Source organism: Longicatena sp., from assembly GCF_982403165.1.
Genome location: NZ_CEVYEL010000005.1, coordinates 16,452 through 41,772 on the forward strand (window position 1 = coordinate 16,452; position 25,321 = coordinate 41,772).

Here is a 25,321-nt window from a genome sequence, read left to right on the forward strand (position 1 = left end):
CCTATCCTCTTATTTGTTTTCACCCCTATGAATAAGGAAAGGAAGCCAATGATTTGGCTTCCCATTGTTATTCTTCATTGTCGTGTTTCGTTAATTCTTTTAACGCTTCTTCAAAACTCTTCTGCGCTTTTTGTTTTTCTTCTTCTCGCTTCAAAGAAGTTTCATTATCTTCTACTTCCTGTGTTGGATTTTCAGCTTCTGCCTGAGCTTGCGCAGAACGTTCTTCTTCTCTTTCTGCTTCTATACGGGCTTGTTCTTTCCGCTGTTCCTGTTCCGGAGAAGTCAATTTACCATAAGTCATTAAATTATTAATCTGCTCACTTGTAATGGTTTCTTCTTCAATCAGATTTTCCGCAATCAATGTTAACAGATCTTTATTGTCCTCAATCAGTTTCTTTGCCTGATCATAACACTCATTAATGATCTTCCGGATTTCCTTATCAATTTCATAAGCAATCTCTCCGGAATAATTACTTCCGCTGCCATAATCTCTTCCTAAGAAAACATTTCCTGTACCATCATCATATTGAATAGGTCCAAGGGAAGACATACCCCAACTTCTTACCATTGCTTTCGCAATCTTTGTCGCCTTTTGAATATCATTGCTAGCGCCGGCAGAAATTTCATTAAACATGACTTCTTCGGCCACACGACCACCCATTAATCCAGTAATCTGGCTCATAAAATCAGCTTTTGTCGGGAACAATTTTTCTTCCTTCGGTGTCATGAGGTTATAGCCACCGGCTTCTCCACGTGGAATAATCGTTACTTTTTCTACCTTATCGGCATCCTCAAGTTTCAGACCAATTACCGCATGCCCTGCCTCATGATAAGCTACCAGACGTTTCTCTTTCTCCGTATACTTCTTTGATTTCTTCGCCGGACCCATCATTACACGGTCGATAGCTTCATCTAAATCTTCCATCGTAATCATCTTACGTTTATCACGAACGGCCAAAATGGCACCTTCATTTAACACGTTTTCCAAATCCGCACCAGAGAATCCCGGAGTACGTTTCGCCAAAGACTCCAAAGAAATATCCTTTGCCAATTTCTTATTGCGGGCATGTACCTTTAAGATTTCATAACGGCCTTTCTTATCCGGAAGATTAACCGTAATCTGGCGGTCAAAACGTCCGCTTCGTAATAAGGCAGGATCTAAGACATCCGGGCGATTCGTTGCAGCAATAATGACAATACCTTTATTTTCACCCATACCATCCATCTCTACCAACAGCTGGTTTAAGGTTTGTTCACGTTCATCGTTTCCACCGCCCATACCGGCTCCACGCTGGCGTCCAACCGCATCAATTTCATCAATAAAGACGATACATGGTGCGTGTTGCTGAGCTTTTTTAAACATGTCGCGCACACGGCTAGCACCGGTACCGACAAACATTTCCACAAAGTCAGATCCACTGATTGAGAAGAAAGGCACATCTGCTTCTCCGGCCACCGCTTTCGCCAACAAAGTCTTACCGGTACCCGGAGGACCAACCATCAGCATCCCCTTAGGAATACGAGCACCCATATCGGTAAAGCGTTTTGGGTCTTTCAGGTAATCAATGATTTCCTTCACTTCTTCTTTTTCTTCATCACATCCGGCAACATCCTTAAAACGCACTTTAATGCTGCTTTCTATCTTCGCCCTGGATTTACTAAATTCAAAGGCCTTGTTATTGCCTCCTGCATTCATACGAGAGAACAGGAAGATTGCTGCTCCACCAAGAATCAAGAAAGGCAATACGCTTTTAAGGAAAACTTCTAATACACTTTCCTTATTTGCATCTAATACATTCACTTTTGTCTTCTTATTCTTTTCAAATAATTCACTCAGCCATTTTACATTGTCATCCGTGCGTGGCACACTGACTGTAAAACTCTTCGTGCTATCGCCATTCTGATAGGTTCCTCTGACTCCGATGACGGTAGTACCCATAGACATATTGACTTCTTTAAATGATAAATTTTCAGCTTGCGCCGCAAATTCATTATAATTGAACTCTTTTGTGTTACTACCATTTCCAAATGTAATCAGAAGGACCATAATAGAAATAACAAGAATATAAGGCAACAGACTTATTACCTTTTTATTGTTCATATGATACGCCTCCTTTTTGCTTATTCATAGATTTCGCGTTTTAAAACTCCAATGTATGGCAGATTGCGATACTTCTGGTCATAATCTAAACCATATCCAATGACAAATTCATTTGGAATGGCAAATCCTACATATTCTGCCTCTATATCAACAACACGACGATCCGGTTTGTCAAGCAATGATACAACCTTCACATCCTTGGCACCCTTATTCATCAATGTACGTTTTACTTCCTTTAATGTTCTGCCGGTATCGACGATATCTTCAACTAACAGAATGGATAATCCTTGTACGGAACAATCCAAATCCTTATCTATACGAATATCTCCTACAGACTTTGTCCCCTGATAACTGGATACATCCATAAAATCTATTTGAATATCTAAATCAATATGCTTAATAATTTCCGCCATGAAGGGAACGCTTCCTTTTAATAAGCCTACGACATAAGGAACCTCATTCAAAGCTTTATAATCACTCGTAATCTTTGCGCCGAGTTCTGCACATTTATGAATGATTTCATCCTGTGAAACCAATACCTTTTCTACAACTTCATGCATCGTTATTCCTCCTAATACAGCTATAAACTATTTTACCACAAATATGCTTGGATTGTTAGAGAAATGTGCAATATCACAACCGATTTGCGGTACTAAAATCACATTTCCCTGTGCGTTGACAACAACCGGCCAACATTTTCTTTCCCAAGAAGGAATTTTGCGATCAATAAACCAACGATGCACCTTTTTTCTACCCAACCGCAATACGATAGCATCGCCTTCTTGTACATTACGAATCGTAATTGGAAAATCCTGCGGATATAAGGTTAGCGCCTCACAGCTCTTTCCTGTTAAGCTAGTATGAAAATAAGGTGTATGCAAACATGCTACTTCATGCAGTACATAGGCATAGGATGGCATATCTTTCACATGAATATGCACAATGCCATATTCCTTACTCATACAATAGCGTTTTCCGATATCACTTGTCCAATTATTTGCCTTAAAAAGCAGGCCTGCCAATTGATCTAACAGCTTTTCTGATACATGTTCTTTGCATTCTTGATAAATCCATGTACGTAAAACTTGTTTACGAAAATTTTCATCAAGCTCGCATAAAGCTGCCACATCATACTGCCAAACTGCTAAAAAAGCCTTTGTCTTCTCTAATACCTGTTGTGCTTTATTATTCTTCTCTGCTATTTCAGCCGCCAGCTCTTCCTTTTCCTTACGGCTCATATGATCAATATAAGAATGACGAATCCGATTCCTTGTATAATCATCTGTAAAGTTACTTTCATCAAAGCCATACGGAACTTGATGTTCAATACAATATGCTAATAATTCCTGTTTGGTATAGGATAATAGTGGACGCAGAACCTTACAATCATATAATACCGTTTCTTCTTGAATCCCATAATACACACCCTTAGAACCTCTTTCCATCTGCATCAGATACGTTTCTAAGTGATCATCTAAATGATGTGCCAACAAGATGGCATCACCATGATATTTTTCAAGTAATTCGTGATAGAAATGATAACGTTCTGCTCTGGCAAATGCCTGAAAGTTTCCCTTGCATGGTTTCTTCTGCCTTTTTACATAACATGGGATTTCATACCTTTGGCAATAATTAACCACCAGCTCTTCATCACGGAATGCACTTTCGCGTTTCTGATAATTCATATGTGCCACAAGAAAAGACAGACCATAAGATCTGCACATATCTAATAATGCCATAGAATCCGGACCGCCGCTGACACCAATGACATATACGTGTTGTTGCGAAAGATTGGCTAAACTTTTCATATGCGTATTATATACTAAAGCCTATGAAAATCAAGGTTTTTCATTGATTTCACATGAACTTCACATCGGTATACAGAAAAATGTCGTTTAAAAAAAGACTGCGTACATACAGTCTTACCTACTTACACAATGCAAAGCGTATATCATGATCATGCCCCTATCTGTGCGTTTGCCTTACATACTTTTATAGCGATTAAGGTGGAATCGTCTTTTCTTCGTTGACGTGATAAAGTATCGCTAAAGGCGGCAACATCTTCTTTTAAATCTTCTTTTTTACGCTGTGAAAGCCATGCACTTACCTCACTGCGGGTAATGCCATCAGAGATCATTAAGAATTCATCACCTTCTTGCAAGGCTACTTCGAAGCAATCTGGTTCTATAGCCGATATGATTCCTACCGGCAAGGCATTACCATTGATTTCATGCAGATGCTCATCACGTAATAAGAATGTTGGACATGCGGCTGATTTCGAAATATATGCCATCCCGCTGGAGCGATTGATGCAGATTACATCCAAGGTCGCATAGGTGTCACTTTGAATCAATTTGTTGATACAGCGAATGGCACTATCCTGTGGTATGCCACTGATGATCATACGCTGAAATAAACTGGTAATCAAACGAGAACTGCGTGCTGCATTTTCACCATTTCCCATACCATCACTGATCATACAAATCATACTTTGGCGAAAACGGAAGATTGAGTAACTATCGCCATTTCCGGTATAAGAATTACGGATACTATCGCCATATGCCTCTATATCAAAAGGTAAGGCATCTGCAAATAAGATGGAAAACCCTCGGACAAAACGTTTCTTTTGAACTTCTAAGACTTGCAGTTTACGATGTAACAAAGTTTCCAATAATGGCTGCAAGGTCATATGAATTTCCCCTCGCCGTAAATTGCCGACTTCCAGATGTAATTGCAAACTGCCATCACTGCTTTCCTCTATATGTAAAGTTTCTACGCTGAATTGATAACCCTCTAAGGCTTTTTGTAATTGTTCATAGCGTTTCCCTTCTAACGGTATCTTCTGAATCTCTTCTGCATTATATTGCAATGCATTTGCCATATTTAATAGTAATTCAGCCCCCGTCTGATGAATGCCCTCATAATACTCTGCCAGTGATTGAAAGATACCGGCATAATTTTGCATCTGTCTACGCAATAGATTATCATTCCCCCTATAAGGAAGCATTGTTTCCTTTGTTTCCAAGTATAACAAGGGAATATACTCCACACGCAGGATGAGTACAGATAAGATTGCAACACCAAGATAAGCATAAGTAAACATTGTCGAAGGAAGGAAAAAATAACTTAGGATAAGGATAAAACAACACAAAGCTTTTTTATCTTTAAAGATCATGCAGATTCCTAATACTAAGAATAGCGCCTCTTCATGAATGGGTAATAAAAATAAAATTCCTAAAAGTGCTGCAGCACTTTCCCGTGTACAGATAATAGTGATTAACAAATACGCAAAAAGAAGTATTGGTGTGTAATATAATGGCATACTGGCAGCTAACACCAGGGCGATACTCATAAGCATTGCGCCATACATGCTTTCAGTAAGGGCATAGCGTTTCTGTGTCCAGCCATATTGTGAACATGTTTGATACATCAGAATACCGCCAATCATTGGTTCAATCATAGCTTTCGGGGTTATGTTAAATTGCCGTATCGCATAAGGAATCAATACCAAACCTATCACAAAGGGAATCCATTGATAAAGATTACGATTCAAGATTTTCACTATGTACAACAAAACAAAAAACAACGAAAATCCTAATGCATAAAAATATGCCGTGAGAATATCTTTCTGTAATGCCAATAACAGTATGAAAAACACGCTGATACAGGCCTCTTTATTACTACGTAAATAAGAATATGCTACAAATAAAAAAATGATGAGCGGAGATACCACCGTGTCGCTGATACCTATGTAAATCGCTAAAATACCACAAACAATATCACTGGGACGCAAAAGCGCTTTCCCCCTTGTTTTCTTAATGACTGCCTTTTCCAACCGAAACCACCTCTTTCATGACACGATTATAAAAGTGTTTTCTCAAGGATTCTGTCAGTTTTTGTCTTATCTTTATCACCACAAGATATACTGAACATGTGAAACCATCTGTCATTTCTTGTTGTTTTCTGATAAAATAATCTTGTTTTGAAAGGGGATCTATATGATAAATCGTCGTGTTTTTTTATCTACGATGCTGACCATCGGTCTGCCCATCATCATTCAACAGATCATATCGTTAAGTTTGAATATGATTGATACCTTCATGATCGGGAGTGTCGGTGTTGCCGAATTAGCTGCTGTGGGAGCTGCTAATAAAGTTTATTTTATCTTTTCTACTATCTGTTTTGGTATTTATAGCGGTGCTAGTATTTTTGTGTCGCAATATTGGGGGATTCATGATGTGAAAAACATCCGAAAGGTCATCGCTATTCAAATGCGGATTGGTTTTATCCTATCCGTATTCACCTGTATCACTGCTTTTTTATTTGCCCCTGGCATCTTAAGACTCTTCGTAAGAGATGCACACGCCATTCAAATAGGCGCACAATATCTACGGATTACCTGCTTCACCTATATTATGACTGCCTTTTCTTTTTTAATGAGTTTTAACTCGCGTGCCATTCATAACCTGCGCATACCAACTATTGCAACGATTATTGCCATAACGATTAATACCATTCTTAATTATGGTTTAATATATGGTAATTTCTATATGCCTCAATTAGGTGCCCAGGGAGCGGCGATAGCTACCCTCATTGCCCGCTTAATTGAAATGGTCTTTATCCTAACTTACGTATACACCAGTAAGGAGCATCCTTTAGCCGCAGATTTATTTACGATTACACATTTGGATCATGAATTATTAAAACGTGTTGTGAAAACGGCTCTGCCGGTAGCGGCAAGTGAAAGTGCTTGGAGCGTAGGTACAACGGTCTGCTTCATGGCTTATGGATTATTGGGCACCAGTGCTGTGGCAGTTGTACAAGTGGCGAGTGTTATTAATGATTTATTCCAATGCGTATTCTTTGGTTTAGGCAATGCCTGTGCTGTCATGATCGGAAATGAATTAGGACGCCAACGTAGTGATCTTGCCTATACCTATGGAAAAATCTTTATTCTGATGAATCTGGGATTCTGTCTGACCATGAGTATTCTGCTATATGCCAGTCGTGCTATGATCGTAGATATTTATAACTATGATGAAGCTACGAGTCGTTTATTAGATGCGACCATCATCGCCTTTGCGCTTTATAATACCCCGAAGATGATGTCCTATGTGCATATCTGCGGTATTCTTCGAGCAGGTGGCGATACCCGCTTTTGTATGGCATGTGATGTCATCGGCATTTGGTGTATTGCGATACCGCTGGCATTCCTAGGCGCAGCCGTATGGAAACTTCCACTTCCTTTGGTCGTAGCATTATCCTTTAGTGATGAAATTGTCAAAGCGCTCATCACTTTATGGCGTTTCCATTCAAAAAAATGGATTCATATCTTAATACAGACCAGCGAATCCCTGATGTGATCCCAAAAGTTAGTCCTAACATCTAACGATGAAATGTTTTAACACCTAGCATCCCTAAGGATGCTTTTTAATCTAAGCATTGTTTCACACGTTCTTTTATTTCACGAAACAGATTACTATTTTTATCTAAATGTGATTTCACATCTATAATACGTGCCGTATTGATCCACTTAGCATCATTGATAAATAAAACCGATTCCTTATTCATGCCCCGAATCTTGCCAAGCCGCATCAAATGACGTTTACCTTTTGGATTGTCTTTCCCATAAGCCTGTACATAAGCACTGTGATTCCCACTCATCGGCACAACAAACGCTTTGTTGTGAAATAAAGTCATGATGATACCAAAATGTTGAAATCCGATTTCATAAATATAAGCTTCGCCAAAATCAATATAACAAATATCACCAACACGAATATCCACTCCCAATTCATTACAATTCGTGATATTACGTCGTTCGCGTAAATTCATATCACTAATCAGTTTAGGTATCGCATCCTTCACTTCCAAACTGCGATAATCCTGACTTTTTTCTTCTATGTAATGTTGCCAAAGCTCTTCCCAATATGCTTTCTCTACAATCTTTCCTTTCTTCTCATCCTTATCTAAAATTTCTTGCAATTCCTTTAGTTCCACATCTATCACCTCATAAAACTATACGACAGAGGAACCGGTGTTTTTGTAAAAGTGAAAAGATTTATGTATTTTCCTGAATAAAAATGAAAGCTTTTTATAATTCCAATATTTCATAGGTGTTTATTTACCAAGCATTTTGAAAGATATTAAATCGGAAAGTTTTCTTTATATAAACTTTTTCTCTTCCTATAACCATACGAAAAAAGACGCCCATATACATCGACGTCTCACATTTATATTTAATTACTTCTTTTACTAAATTTATGGCAGATTATTAGGAATCGTTTTTTAACGCCTCTTATCACCGATAACAAAGGATGAAATTGTTTCGATATCATGCCACTGCCTTCAATGAACAATTCAACAATCAAGGCAATGATGAAGAGAACAACAAAGCCAGCCGTTTTATTCACCAAATAGATATATGCGGTAAAACCAAACAAAGCTGTAACCACATACAAAATTAGCACTGTATTTCGTTGCCCGAAACGCTGCATCAACAAATGATGCACATGTTTTTTATCCGCATCTGAGAATTTATGCCCGGACAATTTTCTTCGTAAGATTGCACCTAAGGTATCCACAATCGGTACCGCCAATAATAAAATCGGTAAGGCCAATGTCATGATCGTAGAACTCTTAAAGCCTAATAAAGAAATCGCTGATATGATAAAGCCTAAGAATAACGCACCGCAATCTCCCATAAAGATGCTTGCCGGATGTGAATTATAAATGAGGAACCCCATCGTTGCACCCGCCAAGATCAACGACATCGTTTGAATATCCATACGTCCTTCAATAGCAGAAAGACATGCAACCACAATCAAAATAATCGTACTGATACCACCGGCTAAGCCATCCAATCCATCAATCAGATTGACCGCATTGGTAATCCCGATGATCCAGACAAAAGTTACTAAGAAAGAGATGATTCCCATATCAATCGTAATACCTAAAGGTAAACGAATGACATCTAAACTCACCTTTCCTACCATCATCAGTACAATGGCAGCAGCTATTTCAAATAATAATTTCAATTTCGGCGATAAGTTTACCATATCATCAATCAATCCGCCGATAAACATAATACTTCCGCCAATCAAGATCCCATTGATGGTCATATCGGTTTTCATAAACACCGCCATACACACAACAAAAGATACATAGATGGCAACTCCGCCAATACGGGCAATTTTGCCACTATGTACCGTTCGTTCATTTTCTAAGGCATAAATTTCTAATCGCGTTGCCACAACTTTTAAGAAAGGTGTCAGAAAAGCCGATAGTAACAACGGAATCAATAGATATTTCAGGTAATCCATAGATTCACCTCGCTTATCTTATGTGTTTTAGCGTACCAGATGCAAATTCTCCAATAAGATTCCGGTTCCTTCTGCAACACAGCGCAATGCATTTTCCGCAACATATACTGGAATATGTAATTCATTACGCAATAATTCATCAATACCATGCAACAATGCACCACCACCGGTTAATACGATACCTCTGGTAACAATATCGCTAGCCAATTCCGGAGGTGTCTGTTCCAATACCGTTTTACAAGCACGTACAACATCCTGCAGGCTTTCTGCCATACTACCCTGAATTTCCTCAGAGCATAAGGAAATCGTTGTTGGTAAGCCGGTAACCAAGTCACGTCCGCTGACTTCCATTGTTTCATGTAAGCTGCCTTTCCAAGCAGTACCGATATTTTTCTTCACTTCTTCGGCTGTACGATCACCGATCAACAGTTTCTTTTCTTCTTTTACAAATTTAATGATATCACGATCAAAGGTATCTCCGGCAATCTTCAAAGATGTACTGGATACGATTTCCCCTAAAGAAATAACCGCAACATCGGTAGTACCACCACCGATATCCAATACCATACAGCCACTTGGCTTACCGATATCCAAACCGGCACCAACCGCTGCTACTTTTGGTTCTTCTTCAATAAATACTTTTTTTGCCCCTGCGCGATAAGCGGCATCACGAATGGCATTTCTTTCCACACTTGTAATATTGCTTGGACAACAAATCAGAATCGTAGGACGTTTGAACATTCCCTTGATTGCCAATTTCTTAAAGAAGAAATTCAGCATAATTTCGGTTACTTCAAAGTCCGCGATAACGCCATCCTTTAAAGGACGGATTGCCAATACTCTGCCTGGTGTTCTTCCAAGCATATCCTTTGCTTCCTGGCCTGCAGCCAGACATTTTTTTGTTTCTGCATCTATTGCCACGACGCTAGGTTCGTCAATAACGATACCCTCGCCTTTTACATACATTAATAAGTTCGCTGTTCCTAAGTCGATTCCTACTTCTTTCGAAAACATAGTTATTCCTCCGTTCTTCAAGCAAATATCATTATAACATAAAATTCCGATTAAAAAAGGCAAATTCTGCAAACTTCAGACATCCTTAAGATTTAACCGCTTTCTTATTTTACGGATATGAAAATAGTACCCTTTAGGTACTATTTTATCTCGCTCAAAGTCTTGTCAAAGACGGTTTTCGGATCTATGATCGTACCATTTTTTTCAACGACCATATGCAAATGCTTTCCTAACTCTTTATTGTAAATATTCGTACCCGCTTTAGCAATGGCATCACCCTGATTCACTTTATCACCTTGTTTTAATGCCACATCATCCAGGCTTTGATAGGTGATGGAAAGATCCTTGCTCTTGATGGTAACACTCTTTCCAAACAAGGCATCTTCTTTCACCTCACTGACATCACCGGCAAAAACAGCTAAAACATCAAAGGCTTCATCGTTACATGCATAATCAATTCCCTGATTGGCACGATAGACACCTTCAAACTTTGTCATGCTGTCAACTTCATGATCCTTACCATCAAAGTATTCTAACACCGTTTTCGCTTCTACATTGAATGGATGGATGCCTTTCTGCGTGGTATCCGGCAATGACAATACCGGAACACTTTCCTTGAACACTGCCGTGTCCTCTTTATCCTTGCGGCTTGTGTATTCATAGCTGATAAACGCTACGGCAATCACCAGCACACAGCTTAATGCAACAATCAGTCTTCGTTTTGATGTGTTTTTTTCTTTCGTATAGCTATACATTTCATCACCTCTAGTGATGATTATTCCCTTATGAAATTCCTTTATACATCCTTTTTTTCAATCTTTACATCAGTGTAATAATGATGTAGGATTTCCTGATAGCTCTTACCTTCCAATGCCATCCCCTGAGCACCATACTGTGACATTCCTAAACCATGCCCATATCCTTTTGTCGTGATGCGATAAGCATCCCCGGTTTTTTTAATAGTGAAACAAGAAGAGCGAAGATTTAACTTCTCTCTTATACTGCGTCCGCTAAATGTTATACCATCGATTTTTATACTTTTTACATAACCGCTGGCATATCGAAGCGGCTCACTGATTTCGCTGACAGGATTTTGAAAACCCAATTTCGTATGAAAGGTATTGCTATCGATCGTTACCGTTTTTTCATATCCCTTTTCCTTTTTATCCCAATGGGAATCGACACTACGCAAGTAGGGCGTTTTACTTTCCCAATACTCCTCCGCATTTGCCGTTTTCCCACAAGAGCCGCTAAAAAACACTGCGGATATCGGTTTTCCCTGATACGTCAAAATTTCTCCAGATGTCTCTTTCACGGCCTGTTTGATACGTTTAGAATACTTCGCATAGGATGCCCCCCATATTTGCTTTAATTGTTTATCATCATGATAAACTTGTGTCTGTGTCGTATCATCTACTTCTAAGCCTCGCCGTATCACAAAGGTCCTCGCCGCAACACATTGCGCTTTTAATGCTTCCATTTCAAAAGATGCTGACATTTCAGAGGCTATGACACCACGTAAATAATCATCCATAGCCAAATGCAGCTCACTGCCATCTTGTCTGACGACATGTACTTTCTTTTTAGATTCTTTCTGCTTTTCAGCTGTAAAAGATTTCTCTTCCTGTGTCTGCCATTTAAGCGATGACTGCTTTCCATCTCCAATATGTAACCATAAGTAAAAGATAACAATGATGCTGAGAACAAGCGCGACTGCCTTGCATGTTTCCTTCAAAGCCTCACACCTCCCCTATCATGGTATGATGACAAAGCCGGTTCTATGCTTCATCATCCTGAAGAACTTTCTTACGATAATCACTTGGTGATACATGATAGTATTTTTTAAACACCTTATTAAAATATAGCTGATCCTCCATACCGACAGCATTTGCCACATCCTTAATCTTATAAGCGGGTTCTTGTAACAATTCTTTGGCCTTCTTCATTCTTTTTTCATTAATATAATAATTCAGATTGATACCCGTCTCACTTTTGAATAATCTACTCAGCGTACTTTCATTCATATCTAATGTTTCTGCCAGCATTTTCAAATTCAGTTTCTGATGATAATTCTTTTCCACAAAATCCATCACTTCCGTTATTTCACGGCGATATTTACTACTGCTAGAATCTTTCATCCACTCCTCAATCTTCACAAAGCCTTCTTTTAACACTTCTGACAATTTATCCAGTGTTTCACATTTCCGTATGTTTGCGGTGATTGCGCCAAACGGCATATTCTGTCGGGCTCCTTTTTCAATCTCTTTTCCCTCTAAGTTATTAATAATAAAAATCGTATATTCTAAGACTTGTCTTGGTACGATATGATTTTCACGCATATACAATAATGTTTTATCAATTAATTCATTCGCCTGATGAAAATTTTTCTTCTGCACCGCCTCCAGCAATTCCACATGGTATTGTAAATCATTCATTTGCAGGCTATGAAACAGATCCCCTTCTTCACTGTGTATCAACACACCTTCCCCTTTATAAAAGCGCTGTTCATGAGCCTGTACCACCTGCATATATACTTCATCATAGGTCTTTAAGGTGCGCTGTATATCAGATAAGGTAATCGATAAATGGACATCCAGATATTGTTCAATATTTCGCATAATGGAATTACATATCGTTATAATACGCAACTTCTCCGCACTGTGGAAAAGAATGACACCAGAGTGATTACTAATAAAAATTACCTGATGTTTTACATATAACGAGATACTTTCGCGTATCAAATCACGCAGATTACTCTGTAAACGCGCATGTTCTTTAAATTTCCCTTCATAAAGCATATTAATATTATCAACACGAAAATAAGCCAATTGATAAAAATCCTCATATTCCTGAAAAATCGGTTGTGCTAAAGCTCGCTGATATTCCTTCACATCAATGATATGCTCATTTTTACTTAATACCATGCATTGTTGTAATTCTTTAATTCCCTGTTTTTCTTCTTCATTTTGTGATGAGCCACCTTCTTCACAGTTTTCTTTCACCTGGGTGATGATCCTGGTCAATTCTTCTTTTTCCAATGTAATCTTTAACAGATAATCAAAAGCGCCTGCCTTCATCGCATCACGGACTAGCTCAAAGTCGGAATAATTGCTTAATACGATGACTTGTGTATTTCGGCTTTCTTTTTTTATTTTTGTTATGAGTTCTATGCCATCCATTTCCGGCATTTTCAAATCGGTAATAACAATTTCAGGGTGTACCTCTTGAAAGATGCGATAAGCTTCCTTGCCATCCTTGACCGTCGCAATCACCTCACAGTGTAAGGCCTGCCAGTCAATCATATTTTTTAACGTGATTCGGATCAGTCTTTCATCATCTGCTATCAATACCTTGTACATCTGTAATTCCCCCTTTCCTATATGGAAGCAACAGTGTCACAATGGTTCCTTTATTTACTTCACTCTGAATATTCATCGAATATTTATCTCCATACATCAAGCGTATGCGCTCTTGTATATTCATAATACCGATGCCACTTAATTTCTTATTGGTATAGGATTGTTCCACCTCTTGAAATCCTTTTCCATTATCTCCTATCTCTATTTTCAAACAACCTTTTTCAGCCTGCGCACGAATCGTCAAAATCTGATGTTCGCGATCTTCTTCAAATGCATGCAGAATACTGTTTTCAACAATCGGCTGTAACAGAAATTTCAAAATACGGCAATGGCGTACATCTTCATCAATATTATAAACCGTTTCAAACAAATCACCATAGCGAAGCTTTTGAATGATGATATAATTTTTCACATTTTCTATTTCTTCTTCCACATCAACATATTCATTACTGTCTACGATCGTATTACGTAATAACTTTGATAGCGCACTAATGCCTTCACTAACGGGATTGTCTTCATTTAAAATCGCCAAATAATGAAGTGTATTTAACGTATTGAATAAGAAATGCGGATTTATTTGTGCCTGTAACAACTGAAGTTGCGTTTCTCTTTTTTGTTCCTGTTCCAGTGCAACCGTCTTTACTAATTCCTGTACACGATTCAACAAGTCATTAAAGTTTTCACTTAATTCATGTACCTCATCTTTCCCATTATCCTCCACCTGACTACTAATAAGATTCGTTTCATCAAGCTTACGCATGGATACCAAGATATTATGAATCGGATCATAAATACTGTGATATACAATAGTCGATAAGATAGCTTCTAATATCAAGATGGCCACTCCATAAAGAAATAGCATATTCCGCGTACTATGAATTTCTTGTAAGACATATTCCGAGCTTACCAGATTGACAACCTTCCAATCCATGCCCTCGATTTGTTTACTTTCATGGTAATAAGACTTACCATTCACATTGACCATGTCTTGACTTATCTGAATATTTTTTCCTTTCGGAAACGCTGCCTGACCAAATAAATAATGATTATCCTTATCAATAATGATCATCATATTTGAAATACTGGAAGCATTGGTAAATGATGGACTGAATGCTCCCTCTTTAAAACCACCACAAACATAGCCAATGGTTTCATTATGGTAAACGATACGTTTTGTTAAGAATATTCCATTATGTTCTTTTTTATATGCCCAACTAATATCCAAGGTAGATGGTAATGACAAATTTCCTTGTTCCTTTTCACCGGCATCATCATAAATGACTTCCTGTTTCTCATTAAAGAGCACCAGACGATTTCGTCCGTTTAAATTCATATTCATCTTTGCATAGGCAACGAAATTTTTGCGTACAGAGCTTTCACCATCACTCAGCAACATGTCATATACGATTCCTTGTGCACAGAATTCCGTCATCTGATCTTCAAGACGCTCCATATTCAGATGAAAGAGTTCTTCTACCATCTCAACAGAATGTTGTGATGATTCCTGATTCTTTGATATGATCATTTGCATACTGAAATTATAGTATAATAAAAAACAGATAATCATTACCACCAATGGCAATGCGATAAAACCAAATAAAAGGCGGGAGCGTATGCTCACATTACGTAACAATTTGCGTCGCTGTTTCATATCATGCACCATCATCTATAGACCATTGAACAAAGATATATTCAATAAAAATTGTGCTACCAGATAGCCTAAAGCCAACGCTAGCAACAACAGCAGACATTGCACTTTTCCTGGTTTGTGCACATCACAAAAACGGTCAAATTTGACACTGCTTAATGCCCAGAAACTTGCCGCAAAACAAAAAAGATATACAGTAAAAGTGATTAGGAAATAACGCATAAGCACCCTCCTTACATTTCTTATATTATATCATACTTCTCCATCAAAAAAAGGGAGGCGTTAAACCTCCTCTTGTGTATACGCACGTTCTTTGTGGAAGTAAATACTGGAGCTTGATAATATCAGAAGAAACAACAAGCCCGTTTGTACCCAATACACTGTATAATCCAACATGCCATGAATCAAGACAGTTAGGATACAGGCAACGATCAAGGAACATAAACGCAAATCAATGCGTCTTACAAATAAACGATATATTTCTTTCAGATTACTGCCAAAATAGACTCCCATGATCAATACGCCAATCACTCCATGACTTAAGATAGGATCTAAAATCACATTATGAGCATGTTGTGTAGGATGTCCACCATATTGTTTATAAATATGGAAATAAGTCAATGGACCTTCCCCCAGCAAAGGATGCGCCTCTATTCCTTTAACGGCTGTTGTCCAAATTTTAGCTCGCTTAAGAAAATCCGTAAAGATAGAAGCTCTTTGAAATACCTCCGGCTTTAATAATATCGCTATCCCACCTGTTCCAATTGCACTCATGGTCGCGGTGAAATAACCAAAACGCTTATTCATCAAAAACATGAAAGGTATCGTCACAACAAATGGTACCCAGGCCGTACGACAGCCTGTCAGATATAAAGCAAATAAGTTTGCCAAAATCGTTACGATATAAAAAATAATACGGCGTTTTGTTTTAACCTGCATCATCTTATATACGCAGATAAGCACCAGAAATTCAATCATCATTGCATAATAATTGGCATTAAAGAAGGTTGAATTCACACGATTTTTAGGACTGTCTTCAATAACCAGCATCATAAAATCATAGTTCAGACGATGTACGATACGCATATATTCCATCAAAGCCCAAGCTACACAGAATAATGATATGATGCAGCAGGCATCCATTAACAATTCAAATAAACGTTTATTAATCACCGTACGGAAGTAAAAAATAAAGAGAAAGATCACTAAGATACCGATTCCACAAACAGCTCCCAGCCAGTTTTGATGAAATGCTGCCACCAAAGAAGCTAACAAACAAAAGGCAATTGCGAATTTTGATCTTGGTACTGATTGAATAATCGTTTTCATACGTCCCTGAATGGTTAAATAAAGCAATACACCGATAATCGCGATAATTGAACAATAGAAAGGTAAAAATATCGTACAGACAACAAACATGATCAGATATTCATCAAATGAAAAGTTGTCTAGCTTGCGATGTAAAAAGGCAGCAATTTTGTCCATGTTTGTTTCCTCCGTTCCTAAAAGTAGCTTTATTATAGCATTCCACATCAAAAATAACAATTTACCAAAGTAATCTTACAAATTTGATAGAAAGAAAAAACACGCCTTTGCAAACAACAGATAGAATTACAAAAGAGCCATCCAGAAGATGGCTCCATCAGTGAAAGGGAAGAAAACTCAGAATTTATAAGGCTTATTGATTGTCTCCATATATTCATACATCGTAATATCCGGATTCTTCAACGCCTCCAGAAGATGATAGGGATCCTCAATGATAACCCCACAAGTCTTCATATATTGGAGAATATTTACTATGTCTTCATGATGAAGATTGGCAAAAATAGGTAAGCCTCCCGTACTTGATGGCAACAGGAAGCCATTTTCCATGGAATTCATGGTAAACAACTTCACATCCTTATTTTTCAATAGGAAATATAGCTGCATGGTGTAACGACTATATCCCCAGGTGCCCCATTTGCGCTCAAAGGTAAACTTAACTCTATCAATCTCATGCCAATACAATCGTTCATAAAAATCACTAATCTCTTTTGATAACAAGATCTGTAATACCAATGATAATTTTTTAAAATGGCCGTATGGAGGAAGATAAGCCAGATATGTTTCATGATATTCCATACATTTGCTGGAATCTATCGCAAAGGGGAGCCATAAGCATTCGACGAACATTAGAAAGACGATCATACAAATGGTAATGTTGGATTGGGATACCAAGTGCATCCTTTAACAGTCCCTGCATTGCAACACCAAACAACAATCCGATAACCGCAATAACAGCTGCACTGGCTAGGATCTTTCCACGTGAGACATTTCCTTTCTTCTGCTTCATAACAATACCTCCCATAGGTTTTCTTTACCCGCTTATACAATACGTCATCTTTTACTTTCTGTGTCATACTTTTGCATAAGTGGCTGCTTTTATGACACATGTGGTAAAGCAAGATGTATTTTGGTAATAAATAATTGATGTTCTTGATCAAAGCAACAATGCAGATCTCCTTGATATTTCTGTGCCACATCTTGCATATTACGCAATCCAAAACCGTGATAAAAGGTATCCTCTTTCGTTGACAGCATGCGTTCACCAACTTGATGTACACTTTCACAGCTGTTTTTCATTTTTATAAAAACATACCCTTTCTCTTTGCGTATCTTTAACTGTATGACACGTTGTTTACATTTTACACAGCTTTCAATGGCATTTTCCACCATATTGCAAAAAATAGCGCTCATATCCACAGGATCAAACTGATCTTCTGCAAATGGTTCTACATCTAGTATCAATTGAATATCCTGCTCCATGATATCCTTTTGATAATTGCGCAAAACTCGATCCAGCAAAGGACAACCGGTAGGAATAAAGCTTACCACCTCAGAATAGGTCATCATGATTTTTTTCGTCAATGTATCATTCTCTTCTATTGTTTTATTATTTAAGAGCTTCATCTGTTTACGTAAATCATGTATCTGACGTAATATTTCATCATTATCCTTTTGTAATCGTTCATACTGAATGACATTTTCTTTTGCTAAATGTCTGCGATTTGTTATTGATAACATCGTTTCATACTGCTGCTTTTGCACATACGCAAAACGATTTAACAACGTGATCATAAGAAATAGCAAAAACGGTAACATATGCTCTATATGCATCATATTGGATTTCTTAAGCCAGACAAACTGTATCATGATACCTAACAACACTCCATATGCCATTAATAAAAACCATCCGCCTTCGCTTTGCTTGCGAAGTATCAAAAAAAGCAACGCATGAAGGATTCCCTCGACAAGCAGAAAACACATGCATTTTGCATACCAATCATGGAGAAAAACATCCATCATGAATACCACCAGCAAGGAGAGGATAAAACTTGCCAGAAAACTGCAGAAACATTTTACAAAGGCTGTTTCTTTCTCATAAATGAAACTAGCAAAGATACACAATGCCCATAAACCATATAAATACCAATCCATTGGTAACACCAAGCTGCTTAGACAAGCTCCCATAACCAGGATGCTCATAAACTGCCTGATTTTCATCTTCATTGCGGAAAACTGAAACCATGTCTCATAATATAAAAAGGTCATATAAAGCATGCTGCCTGTGCAAAGAAATACCGTGAAATAATTCATAGACTCATCTCCTGAAACTGTAACCAGCTTTCTTGTACCTGCTGCACTCTTCTTCTAGCCAAGGGTAAAGTCTCATGATTGCTTATTTCAATACAGTCTTTACGAATCTGCATAATATGGCTCAATTGTACAAACAGCCCCTTATGACATTCAACAAAATGTACATGTAATTGCTTTGCCCAATAACTAACCCCTTCCTTACTTTCATATACTCCTTGAGGCGTATGGAAACAAGTCGTTCTTCCAATACTTTCAAAATATAAAATTTCTTTCATTTTCACCATGGTTGTCTCTTGGCGCATAGTTAAAGTCAGTGTTTGTGAGGTATCTCTTGTCTGTAAAATTTCATCCAATTCACTATACAACAAAGTCTCATGAATTGGCTTTAACAAATACCGGGATGCTTGTATCTTATAACCCTCTAAAGAATATTTTAGATAGCTGGTAATTACTACGATAATCATATCCGGTAAACGTTTACGTAATTCCATCGCAATTTCAATCCCATTTTCTTCTTGTATCTCAATATCTAAAAACAGCATATGATATATCTTCGTACTATCTAGAAGCTCTTTTCCATTTGTATAACGATCAATTCTGGCTTCCATATGACGTTTGTCAAAATATGCCCGCAATAAATCTTCATTTCTTTTCCCATCCTGATATTCGTCATCCAATACACAAATTTGCAACATCTTATCCCCCTCACTAATAGTTTCATTATACACACAATATGATAAAAAGGATGTATGAAACACAAAATCGGTTCTTTTTCTGACATCACCGGTAAAAAAGACGTAAAAATCATAAAAAAAGGAAACCCTAAGACCCTACATCAGGTTTTACGATTTCCTACGTTTTTTGCCCACCACTTACAAGCGAGACTATTCTATCTCTTTTAGCTGATTATCAATTTTTTTGATTTCTTCTTCTAAAGTCGCAATTTCATTCTTTTGTTCTGTGATTGTCTGCTCAGCCTTGCTCTTCTTGCTTTCTGCGGTTTCTTTTTTCTCATTATAAATACCGGTAAGTGAAGATGCTTCTCCAGTAAGACGATTATATTCTGTCATAGCTGCATTTTTTCTTTCTAATGCCGCATCTAAACTTTCTTTTAACTGGGCTTTTACTGTTTCATCTTTTTCCGCATTATAATTCCCTAAAATACGTTCATATTCATCGTTGGCTGCCTTATACTCACCATTTTCATAAGTACTTACTTTTTTCTGCGCCTCTTTAGCCTTTGCCAACTCATTTTTTTCTAAAGATGCTAAAGTTTCAGTTGCATCCTTCTTATCCTTTTCGGCAAGTTCCAACTTATCGTTGGCATCTGCTTTCCGCTGTACATAGGTTTCTCTTTGTTTCTTTAAAGCTGCAATCTTGGCTGAGGAATCAGTAACATCGTCTTTGTTATTGGTATCATCCTTATTTGCATCCGTATTTGTCGGATCCTTGGTTGGGGTTGTTGGTTCTTCTGTTTGCTCCGGTGCCTTTTTATTATCATTACCGCCAAGGAAAGTATCCATTGCATATTGTACGGCAAAAAAGCATGCAACGATGATTAAAATCCCAACAATGCCAAGAATGACATAGGTAATGATTTTATTTATCTTCGTATTTTTTTCTTCATCATCGCCTTCATCTTCTTCCACTTCTTCTTTTTTAGATGTGGTTTTCTTAATTGATTTCTTTACAGGTAATGGTTCTTCATCCTCATCTAACACATGTACATCCGATAATGGCTGAACGATCGTTTTCCCCAATTCTTCCTCGTCTTCTGCTTCTTCATCATAATCAGAGATTGGCATCTGCTGAGTCATCGTTACATCTTGTGGCTCTTCAGCTGCAGTTAGGCTTTTTTTGCCATTCATGATTACCAATGTCTGATCATTTGTATCATCCACAAAGCCTACTCTTGTTTTCGCCAGTTCTTCTTCATCTACGCGAATATCAGGGATAGCTTTCTTCTCTGTACTTGCTTTTTTATCTTCAAAGATAGGGGAATGAAATTTCTCTCCCGTTAATGGATTAATCGCATTTTCCTCTTGGTTTCGTGGTGATGCTGAAGCAGTTGTCTGTGCTTCTTTTTGGCGTTTCATCTCTTCTATCTTTCGGCGTAATTCACTATCTTTACTATAATCGTTAATAATACCTGTCAAATCTACATCATCATGTTCGTTTTTTCTATTGTTCTGCATACGATCCCTCCGTTACAATTAGCGGTTTCATTTAATGAAAGAGCGTCCAATCGGACACTCAAGAAGAATTTTCACACTCAAAGGAGGAGAGAAAAATTCTTATATAAATCTATGCATCATGATTTCATTGGCTAGATGAAAACACATAAATTTACGTTATTATTATAACACTGAATTTTTCAATCTGTCATTCCATTTCTTAATTTTATCTTACACTATTCAGGAGCACCGTTTCTTACCATTTTAATTTCCGTGAAAGGAAATAAAACATAAACATCCTTACCAACGATAGCAGATTTTTTAAAAGGCCCGACTGCTCTAGAATCATAAGATACCACACGGTTATCTCCCATCAAAAAGTATTCATCTTTTCCTAAGGTTATTTTATTAAAATCCTCCGTAAATGGTTTCCCCTGTGATCGAATATGATTTGCATACTCTGTATTTAGATAAGGCTCTTCTAATGGCTTGTCATTTACATAAACCACATCATCTTTCGCATATACCGTATCATTTGGCATACCAATCACACGCTTTACCCAGTTTTCATCAGTTTCTTCATTATAGACAACCACCACATCCTGGCGTTTAATGCCTTGGGTCTTTGCCAAAAAGATATTCATGACACCGATTTCTGAATCGCTAAGCGTTGGATACATACTATCTCCATCAACCTGCACTGGATTGATGACAAAGTGTGATAACAGCATTACGACGATAAAGCAGATGATGAAGGTTCTGGCTAAATCAAACAATTCATACTTCCATCCGCTTTTCTTAGGCTTTTTCTTCTTGCTCTTTTTCATTGAAGAACTATCTTCATGCTGTTCATCATCTATAATCATAGCTTCTACATTGGGTTTTGTATTTTCTATTGTTTCTGTTTCTGATTTCTTTTCTTCCATAAAGGTTTGCTCCTTTTCGACTATGTACATTATTATAACACTACTTATCTAAAACAAAATGGGAAATTGTCGAAAAGCAAAACGTTCTGTATTTCATATCGCAGAAATAACAAATAATGTGCAATTTCTTCATATAGGTCTATTAGATTATAGAAATGTCTTTGAACTAATTAAATATGGAGTTGAAACTCAATCTTTCCTAATTTCCATTCATTTAAATTTTACTGTCTTGTTAAAGGTATGCCTGCGGTCGTACAAGAGTTTTTTATTTTGCGACGTTTTCTATGGATTATGCCGATATAGTGCGACGTTTTTCCAATATTTTGACTACCTAACTGCGACGTTTTTCCATATTGTTACCTTTTTCTTTTCCTTCTATCCATACAAATTCCTTATACCATAAGACTTTAGCGTACATTCTTCTTTACCAACACAACATAAAAAGACGTATGCACTCTCGAAGAGTTTCATACGTCAATATGACTTATCCATTATAAACATGAATACGATTGATAGCTTTGGCAAGGGCAACTTCTGCACGTTTGATATTTGTGCGGCTGTCTTGCTTTTTCAAACGCGCTTCCGCACGTTCCTTTGCCCGTTTTGCTCGTTCAATATCTATTTCTTCACGACCTTCTACGGCATCTGTCAAAATGCGCATTTCATTATCCGCAAACTGTAACAAACCACCGGCCAAAGCATAATCCTTTTGTTCCTTATGCTCGCTCAAGGTACATTTGCATGTCTTTAACATCGCCACGATTGGCATATGATTGGAAAGAATGGTTGTTTCACCATCTACCGTTGTGACATGCACAGCCTCCACTTCACCCTCTTTATACAAACCAAGAGGAGTAATGATTTTCAGCTTGATCATAGGACTAGCCTTCCATCGCTTTGGCTTTTTCTACCACTTCTTCAATAGTGGAAGCGAACATGAAGGCCTGTTCCGGTAAGTCATCATACTTGCCATCTAACAGCTCTTTGAAACTGCGTACCGTATCTTCACGAGATACGTAGCATCCTTTGATACCGGAGAATACTTCGGCAACATGGAATGGCTGTGACAGGAAGTTACGTACACGACGGGCACGATTAACGATGATCTTATCTTCTTCACTTAATTCATCCATACCTAAGATAGCGATGATATCCTGTAATTCTTTATATCTCTGTAAGATTTGCTGTACACCACGAGCTACCTCATAATGTTCCTCACCCACTACTAATGGATCAAGGATACGAGAGCTAGATTCCAATGGATCAACAGCCGGGTAGATACCCAATGCCGCAATGTCACGATCCAATACGGTTTTAGCATCCAAATGAGTAAATGCCGTTGCTGGTGCGGGGTCTGTCAAGTCATCGGCAGGTACGTAGATGGCCTGTACGGAAGTGATGGAACCATCCTTCGTAGATGTGATACGTTCCTGTAACTGTCCCATTTCCGTTGCCAATGTTGGCTGATAACCTACGGCACTTGGCATACGTCCTAACAGCGCACTTACTTCTGAACCAGCCTGTGTGAAACGGAAGATATTGTCGATAAACAATAACACATCCTGATGTTCAACATCACGGAAGTATTCTGCCATCGTTAAGCCGGTCAAACCAACACGCATTCTGGCACCTGGAGATTCATTCATCTGTCCATATACCAGAACGGTTTTATCAAGGACACCACTGTCCTTCATTTCATGATACATGTCGTTACCTTCACGGGTTCTTTCCCCAACACCGGTAACAACGGATTTACCACCATGTTCCTTGGCAATATTGTGAATCAATTCTTGAATCAATACGGTTTTACCTACACCGGCACCACCGAACAGACCAATCTTACCACCTTTGGAATATGGGCACAAAAGGTCGATAACCTTAATACCGGTTTCCAACATTTCCGCAGATGTCTGTTGTTCATCAAAGCTTGGTGCTTTACGATGAATAGGCAGACGTTTGCTTGTTTTTACTTCGCCTAAACCATCAATTTCACGGCCTAAGACATTAAACATTCTTCCTAAGACTTCATCTCCGACAGGTACTTGAATCGGTGCGCCTGTATCGATGGCATCCATGCCACGTACTAAACCATCCGTACCACCCATGGCAATACAGCGTACCCGTTCATCGCCGATATGCTGTGCCACTTCGACAATCAGAGAGTCTTGATTTTTCAAAGGGATTTCGATTGCGCTCAACAGTTGTGGTAATTCGCCGTTTTCAAAAGCAACGTCAACTACCGGACCGATGACCTGCACAATTTTTCCTGTGTTTTTACTCATCAACTGCTCACTCCTTCCATTGCGTTGACACCGCCGACGATTTCTGTGATTTCCTGTGTAATGGCGGCCTGTCTAGCCTGGTTGAATTGTAATTCCAGTGTTTCCTTAATTTCTTCAGCGTTATCTGTAGCGCTTTCCATAGCCATACGGCGACTTGCCTGTTCACTTGTTTTAGTTTCCAGGAAATAGCTGTATAACAGAGATCTGACATACATCGGAACCAAGGTATCAAGGATTTGATCACCGGCTGGTTCAAAGATTGTCAGAGCGCTTGTTTTCTTTTCACGTTCCTTATCCTTTTCTACCGGTAACAAGGTTACTAACTGCGGCTCAAAGCTGACAGAGTTCACAAAGTGAGTATACAGGATACGGATTTCGGATATTTCTTTCTTGCGGTATAAGTCCAATGCATGATCGGCAATGGTTACCAGTTCACTGTAACAGTCATCTTCAAAGTCTGTTTCTTCCATCACGACATGGAAATCCTTATTACGGCTCCAATTGACACCGCGACTTCCTATCATGACAAAATCACCGACATTACCAATGTCATTCAACAGCATGCGAAAGATATTCGCATTATAGCCGCCACATAAGCCCATATCACTTGTAAAAACGATGGTGAATGGTTTTGCGCCTTCATTTTTACTTAAATAAGGATGGCGGGAATGTTCTATGGAAGACAGGATTTCTTGCACCGTTTCTTTTAAATAATGGGCATATTCCCGATTTTCTTCCATGTACTGTTTTTGTTTTTTCAGCTTACTGGTCGCCACTAGCTGCATCGCCTTGGTAATCTTTTTGGTAGATTCTACTGAGCGGATGCGCGCTTTGATTTCCAGTTTTCCAGCTGCCATAG

The 25,321-nt window shown here is 38.2% G+C and carries 23 protein-coding genes; 1 reads left to right on the forward strand and 22 read right to left on the reverse strand.

What is annotated here, in order from left to right; genetic code table 11:
* Positions 1-67: 67 nt before the first annotated feature.
* From ftsH to AC1VS3_RS01780, 4 genes are all read right to left on the reverse strand, one after another.
* On the reverse strand, positions 68-2,101 hold the full coding sequence (ftsH, locus tag AC1VS3_RS01765; protein WP_008690988.1) for an ATP-dependent zinc metalloprotease FtsH: 2,034 nt from the start codon (positions 2,099-2,101) through the stop codon (positions 68-70).
* A 20-nt stretch (positions 2,102-2,121) separates the two neighbouring features.
* Positions 2,122-2,661: a hypoxanthine phosphoribosyltransferase gene (gene hpt / locus AC1VS3_RS01770; protein ID WP_008690987.1), complete on the reverse strand. Its 540-nt coding sequence runs from the start codon at positions 2,659-2,661 to the stop codon at positions 2,122-2,124.
* Positions 2,662-2,688: 27 nt separating this feature from the next.
* On the reverse strand, positions 2,689-3,909 hold the full coding sequence (gene tilS / locus AC1VS3_RS01775) for a tRNA lysidine(34) synthetase TilS (protein WP_008690986.1): 1,221 nt from the start codon (positions 3,907-3,909) through the stop codon (positions 2,689-2,691).
* A gap of 149 nt (positions 3,910-4,058) precedes the next feature.
* Complete coding sequence (locus AC1VS3_RS01780) at positions 4,059-5,936, reverse strand: SpoIIE family protein phosphatase (protein ID WP_008690985.1); 1,878 nt, start codon at positions 5,934-5,936, stop codon at positions 4,059-4,061.
* Between the two features lie 163 nt (positions 5,937-6,099).
* On the opposite strand from AC1VS3_RS01780, the gene AC1VS3_RS01785 reads away from it, so the two are divergent.
* The gene (locus tag AC1VS3_RS01785) at positions 6,100-7,464 is read left to right on the forward strand and encodes an MATE family efflux transporter (RefSeq protein WP_008690984.1); all 1,365 of its coding nucleotides are present in this window, start codon (positions 6,100-6,102) and stop codon (positions 7,462-7,464) included.
* A gap of 67 nt (positions 7,465-7,531) precedes the next feature.
* Here AC1VS3_RS01785 and AC1VS3_RS01790 read toward each other — a convergent pair whose 3' ends face one another.
* The 18 genes from AC1VS3_RS01790 to atpG all read right to left on the reverse strand — a co-directional run bounded on the left by AC1VS3_RS01790 (position 7,532) and on the right by atpG (position 25,319).
* A complete protein-coding gene (locus AC1VS3_RS01790; RefSeq protein WP_008690983.1) occupies positions 7,532-8,101 on the reverse strand; it encodes a hypothetical protein in 570 nt (189 codons plus the stop codon).
* A gap of 239 nt (positions 8,102-8,340) precedes the next feature.
* Positions 8,341-9,423: an MraY family glycosyltransferase gene (locus tag AC1VS3_RS01795; RefSeq protein ID WP_008690981.1), complete on the reverse strand. Its 1,083-nt coding sequence runs from the start codon at positions 9,421-9,423 to the stop codon at positions 8,341-8,343.
* A gap of 27 nt (positions 9,424-9,450) precedes the next feature.
* On the reverse strand, positions 9,451-10,437 hold the full coding sequence (gene mreB / locus AC1VS3_RS01800; protein ID WP_008690978.1) for a rod shape-determining protein: 987 nt from the start codon (positions 10,435-10,437) through the stop codon (positions 9,451-9,453).
* Between the two features lie 140 nt (positions 10,438-10,577).
* Positions 10,578-11,192, reverse strand: coding sequence for a M23 family metallopeptidase (locus AC1VS3_RS01805; protein ID WP_008690977.1), 615 nt, complete (start codon positions 11,190-11,192; stop codon positions 10,578-10,580).
* A 41-nt stretch (positions 11,193-11,233) separates the two neighbouring features.
* On the reverse strand, positions 11,234-12,172 hold the full coding sequence (gene spoIID / locus AC1VS3_RS01810; RefSeq protein ID WP_008690976.1) for a stage II sporulation protein D: 939 nt from the start codon (positions 12,170-12,172) through the stop codon (positions 11,234-11,236).
* Positions 12,173-12,215: 43 nt separating this feature from the next.
* On the reverse strand, positions 12,216-13,796 hold the full coding sequence (locus AC1VS3_RS01815) for a response regulator transcription factor (protein ID WP_008690975.1): 1,581 nt from the start codon (positions 13,794-13,796) through the stop codon (positions 12,216-12,218).
* Positions 13,771-15,447 (reverse strand): sensor histidine kinase, encoded by a 1,677-nt coding sequence (locus tag AC1VS3_RS01820; protein ID WP_226896800.1) that lies wholly within the window; start codon positions 15,445-15,447, stop codon positions 13,771-13,773. Before AC1VS3_RS01820 ends, AC1VS3_RS01815 begins: the two co-directional genes overlap by 26 nt.
* Positions 15,448-15,462: 15 nt before the next feature.
* Positions 15,463-15,666, reverse strand: a complete 204-nt coding sequence (locus AC1VS3_RS01825; protein ID WP_008690970.1) for a DUF1146 domain-containing protein — start codon at positions 15,664-15,666, stop codon at positions 15,463-15,465.
* A 60-nt stretch (positions 15,667-15,726) separates the two neighbouring features.
* Entirely contained in the window at positions 15,727-16,929 is a 1,203-nt protein-coding gene (locus tag AC1VS3_RS01830; RefSeq protein WP_008690969.1) for an O-antigen ligase family protein, read from the reverse strand.
* Positions 16,930-17,106: 177 nt separating this feature from the next.
* Positions 17,107-17,565, reverse strand: a complete 459-nt coding sequence (locus tag AC1VS3_RS01835) for a hypothetical protein (protein WP_270355315.1) — start codon at positions 17,563-17,565, stop codon at positions 17,107-17,109.
* On the reverse strand, positions 17,552-17,776 hold the full coding sequence (locus AC1VS3_RS01840; protein WP_270355314.1) for a hypothetical protein: 225 nt from the start codon (positions 17,774-17,776) through the stop codon (positions 17,552-17,554). Before AC1VS3_RS01840 ends, AC1VS3_RS01835 begins: the two co-directional genes overlap by 14 nt.
* An 89-nt stretch (positions 17,777-17,865) precedes the next feature.
* On the reverse strand, positions 17,866-19,080 hold the full coding sequence (locus AC1VS3_RS01845) for an ATP-binding protein (RefSeq protein WP_008690965.1): 1,215 nt from the start codon (positions 19,078-19,080) through the stop codon (positions 17,866-17,868).
* Positions 19,077-19,775 carry a LytR/AlgR family response regulator transcription factor gene (locus AC1VS3_RS01850; protein ID WP_008977855.1) on the reverse strand — a complete coding sequence of 233 codons (699 nt, stop codon included), beginning with the start codon at positions 19,773-19,775 and terminating at the stop codon, positions 19,077-19,079. Before AC1VS3_RS01850 ends, AC1VS3_RS01845 begins: the two co-directional genes overlap by 4 nt.
* Positions 19,776-19,964: 189 nt before the next feature.
* Complete coding sequence (locus AC1VS3_RS01855; protein ID WP_119983538.1) at positions 19,965-21,275, reverse strand: hypothetical protein; 1,311 nt, start codon at positions 21,273-21,275, stop codon at positions 19,965-19,967.
* 215 nt (positions 21,276-21,490) lie between these two features.
* The gene (lepB, locus tag AC1VS3_RS01860; RefSeq protein WP_119983539.1) at positions 21,491-22,180 is read right to left on the reverse strand and encodes a signal peptidase I; all 690 of its coding nucleotides are present in this window, start codon (positions 22,178-22,180) and stop codon (positions 21,491-21,493) included.
* 484 nt (positions 22,181-22,664) lie between these two features.
* The gene (atpC, locus tag AC1VS3_RS01865) at positions 22,665-23,057 is read right to left on the reverse strand and encodes an ATP synthase F1 subunit epsilon (protein ID WP_008690961.1); all 393 of its coding nucleotides are present in this window, start codon (positions 23,055-23,057) and stop codon (positions 22,665-22,667) included.
* Between the two features lie 4 nt (positions 23,058-23,061).
* Complete coding sequence (gene atpD / locus AC1VS3_RS01870; RefSeq protein WP_008690960.1) at positions 23,062-24,462, reverse strand: F0F1 ATP synthase subunit beta; 1,401 nt, start codon at positions 24,460-24,462, stop codon at positions 23,062-23,064.
* Positions 24,462-25,319, reverse strand: coding sequence for an ATP synthase F1 subunit gamma (gene atpG, locus AC1VS3_RS01875; protein ID WP_008977858.1), 858 nt, complete (start codon positions 25,317-25,319; stop codon positions 24,462-24,464). The genes atpD and atpG overlap by 1 nt, the downstream gene beginning before the upstream one ends.
* Positions 25,320-25,321 lie beyond the last annotated feature (2 nt).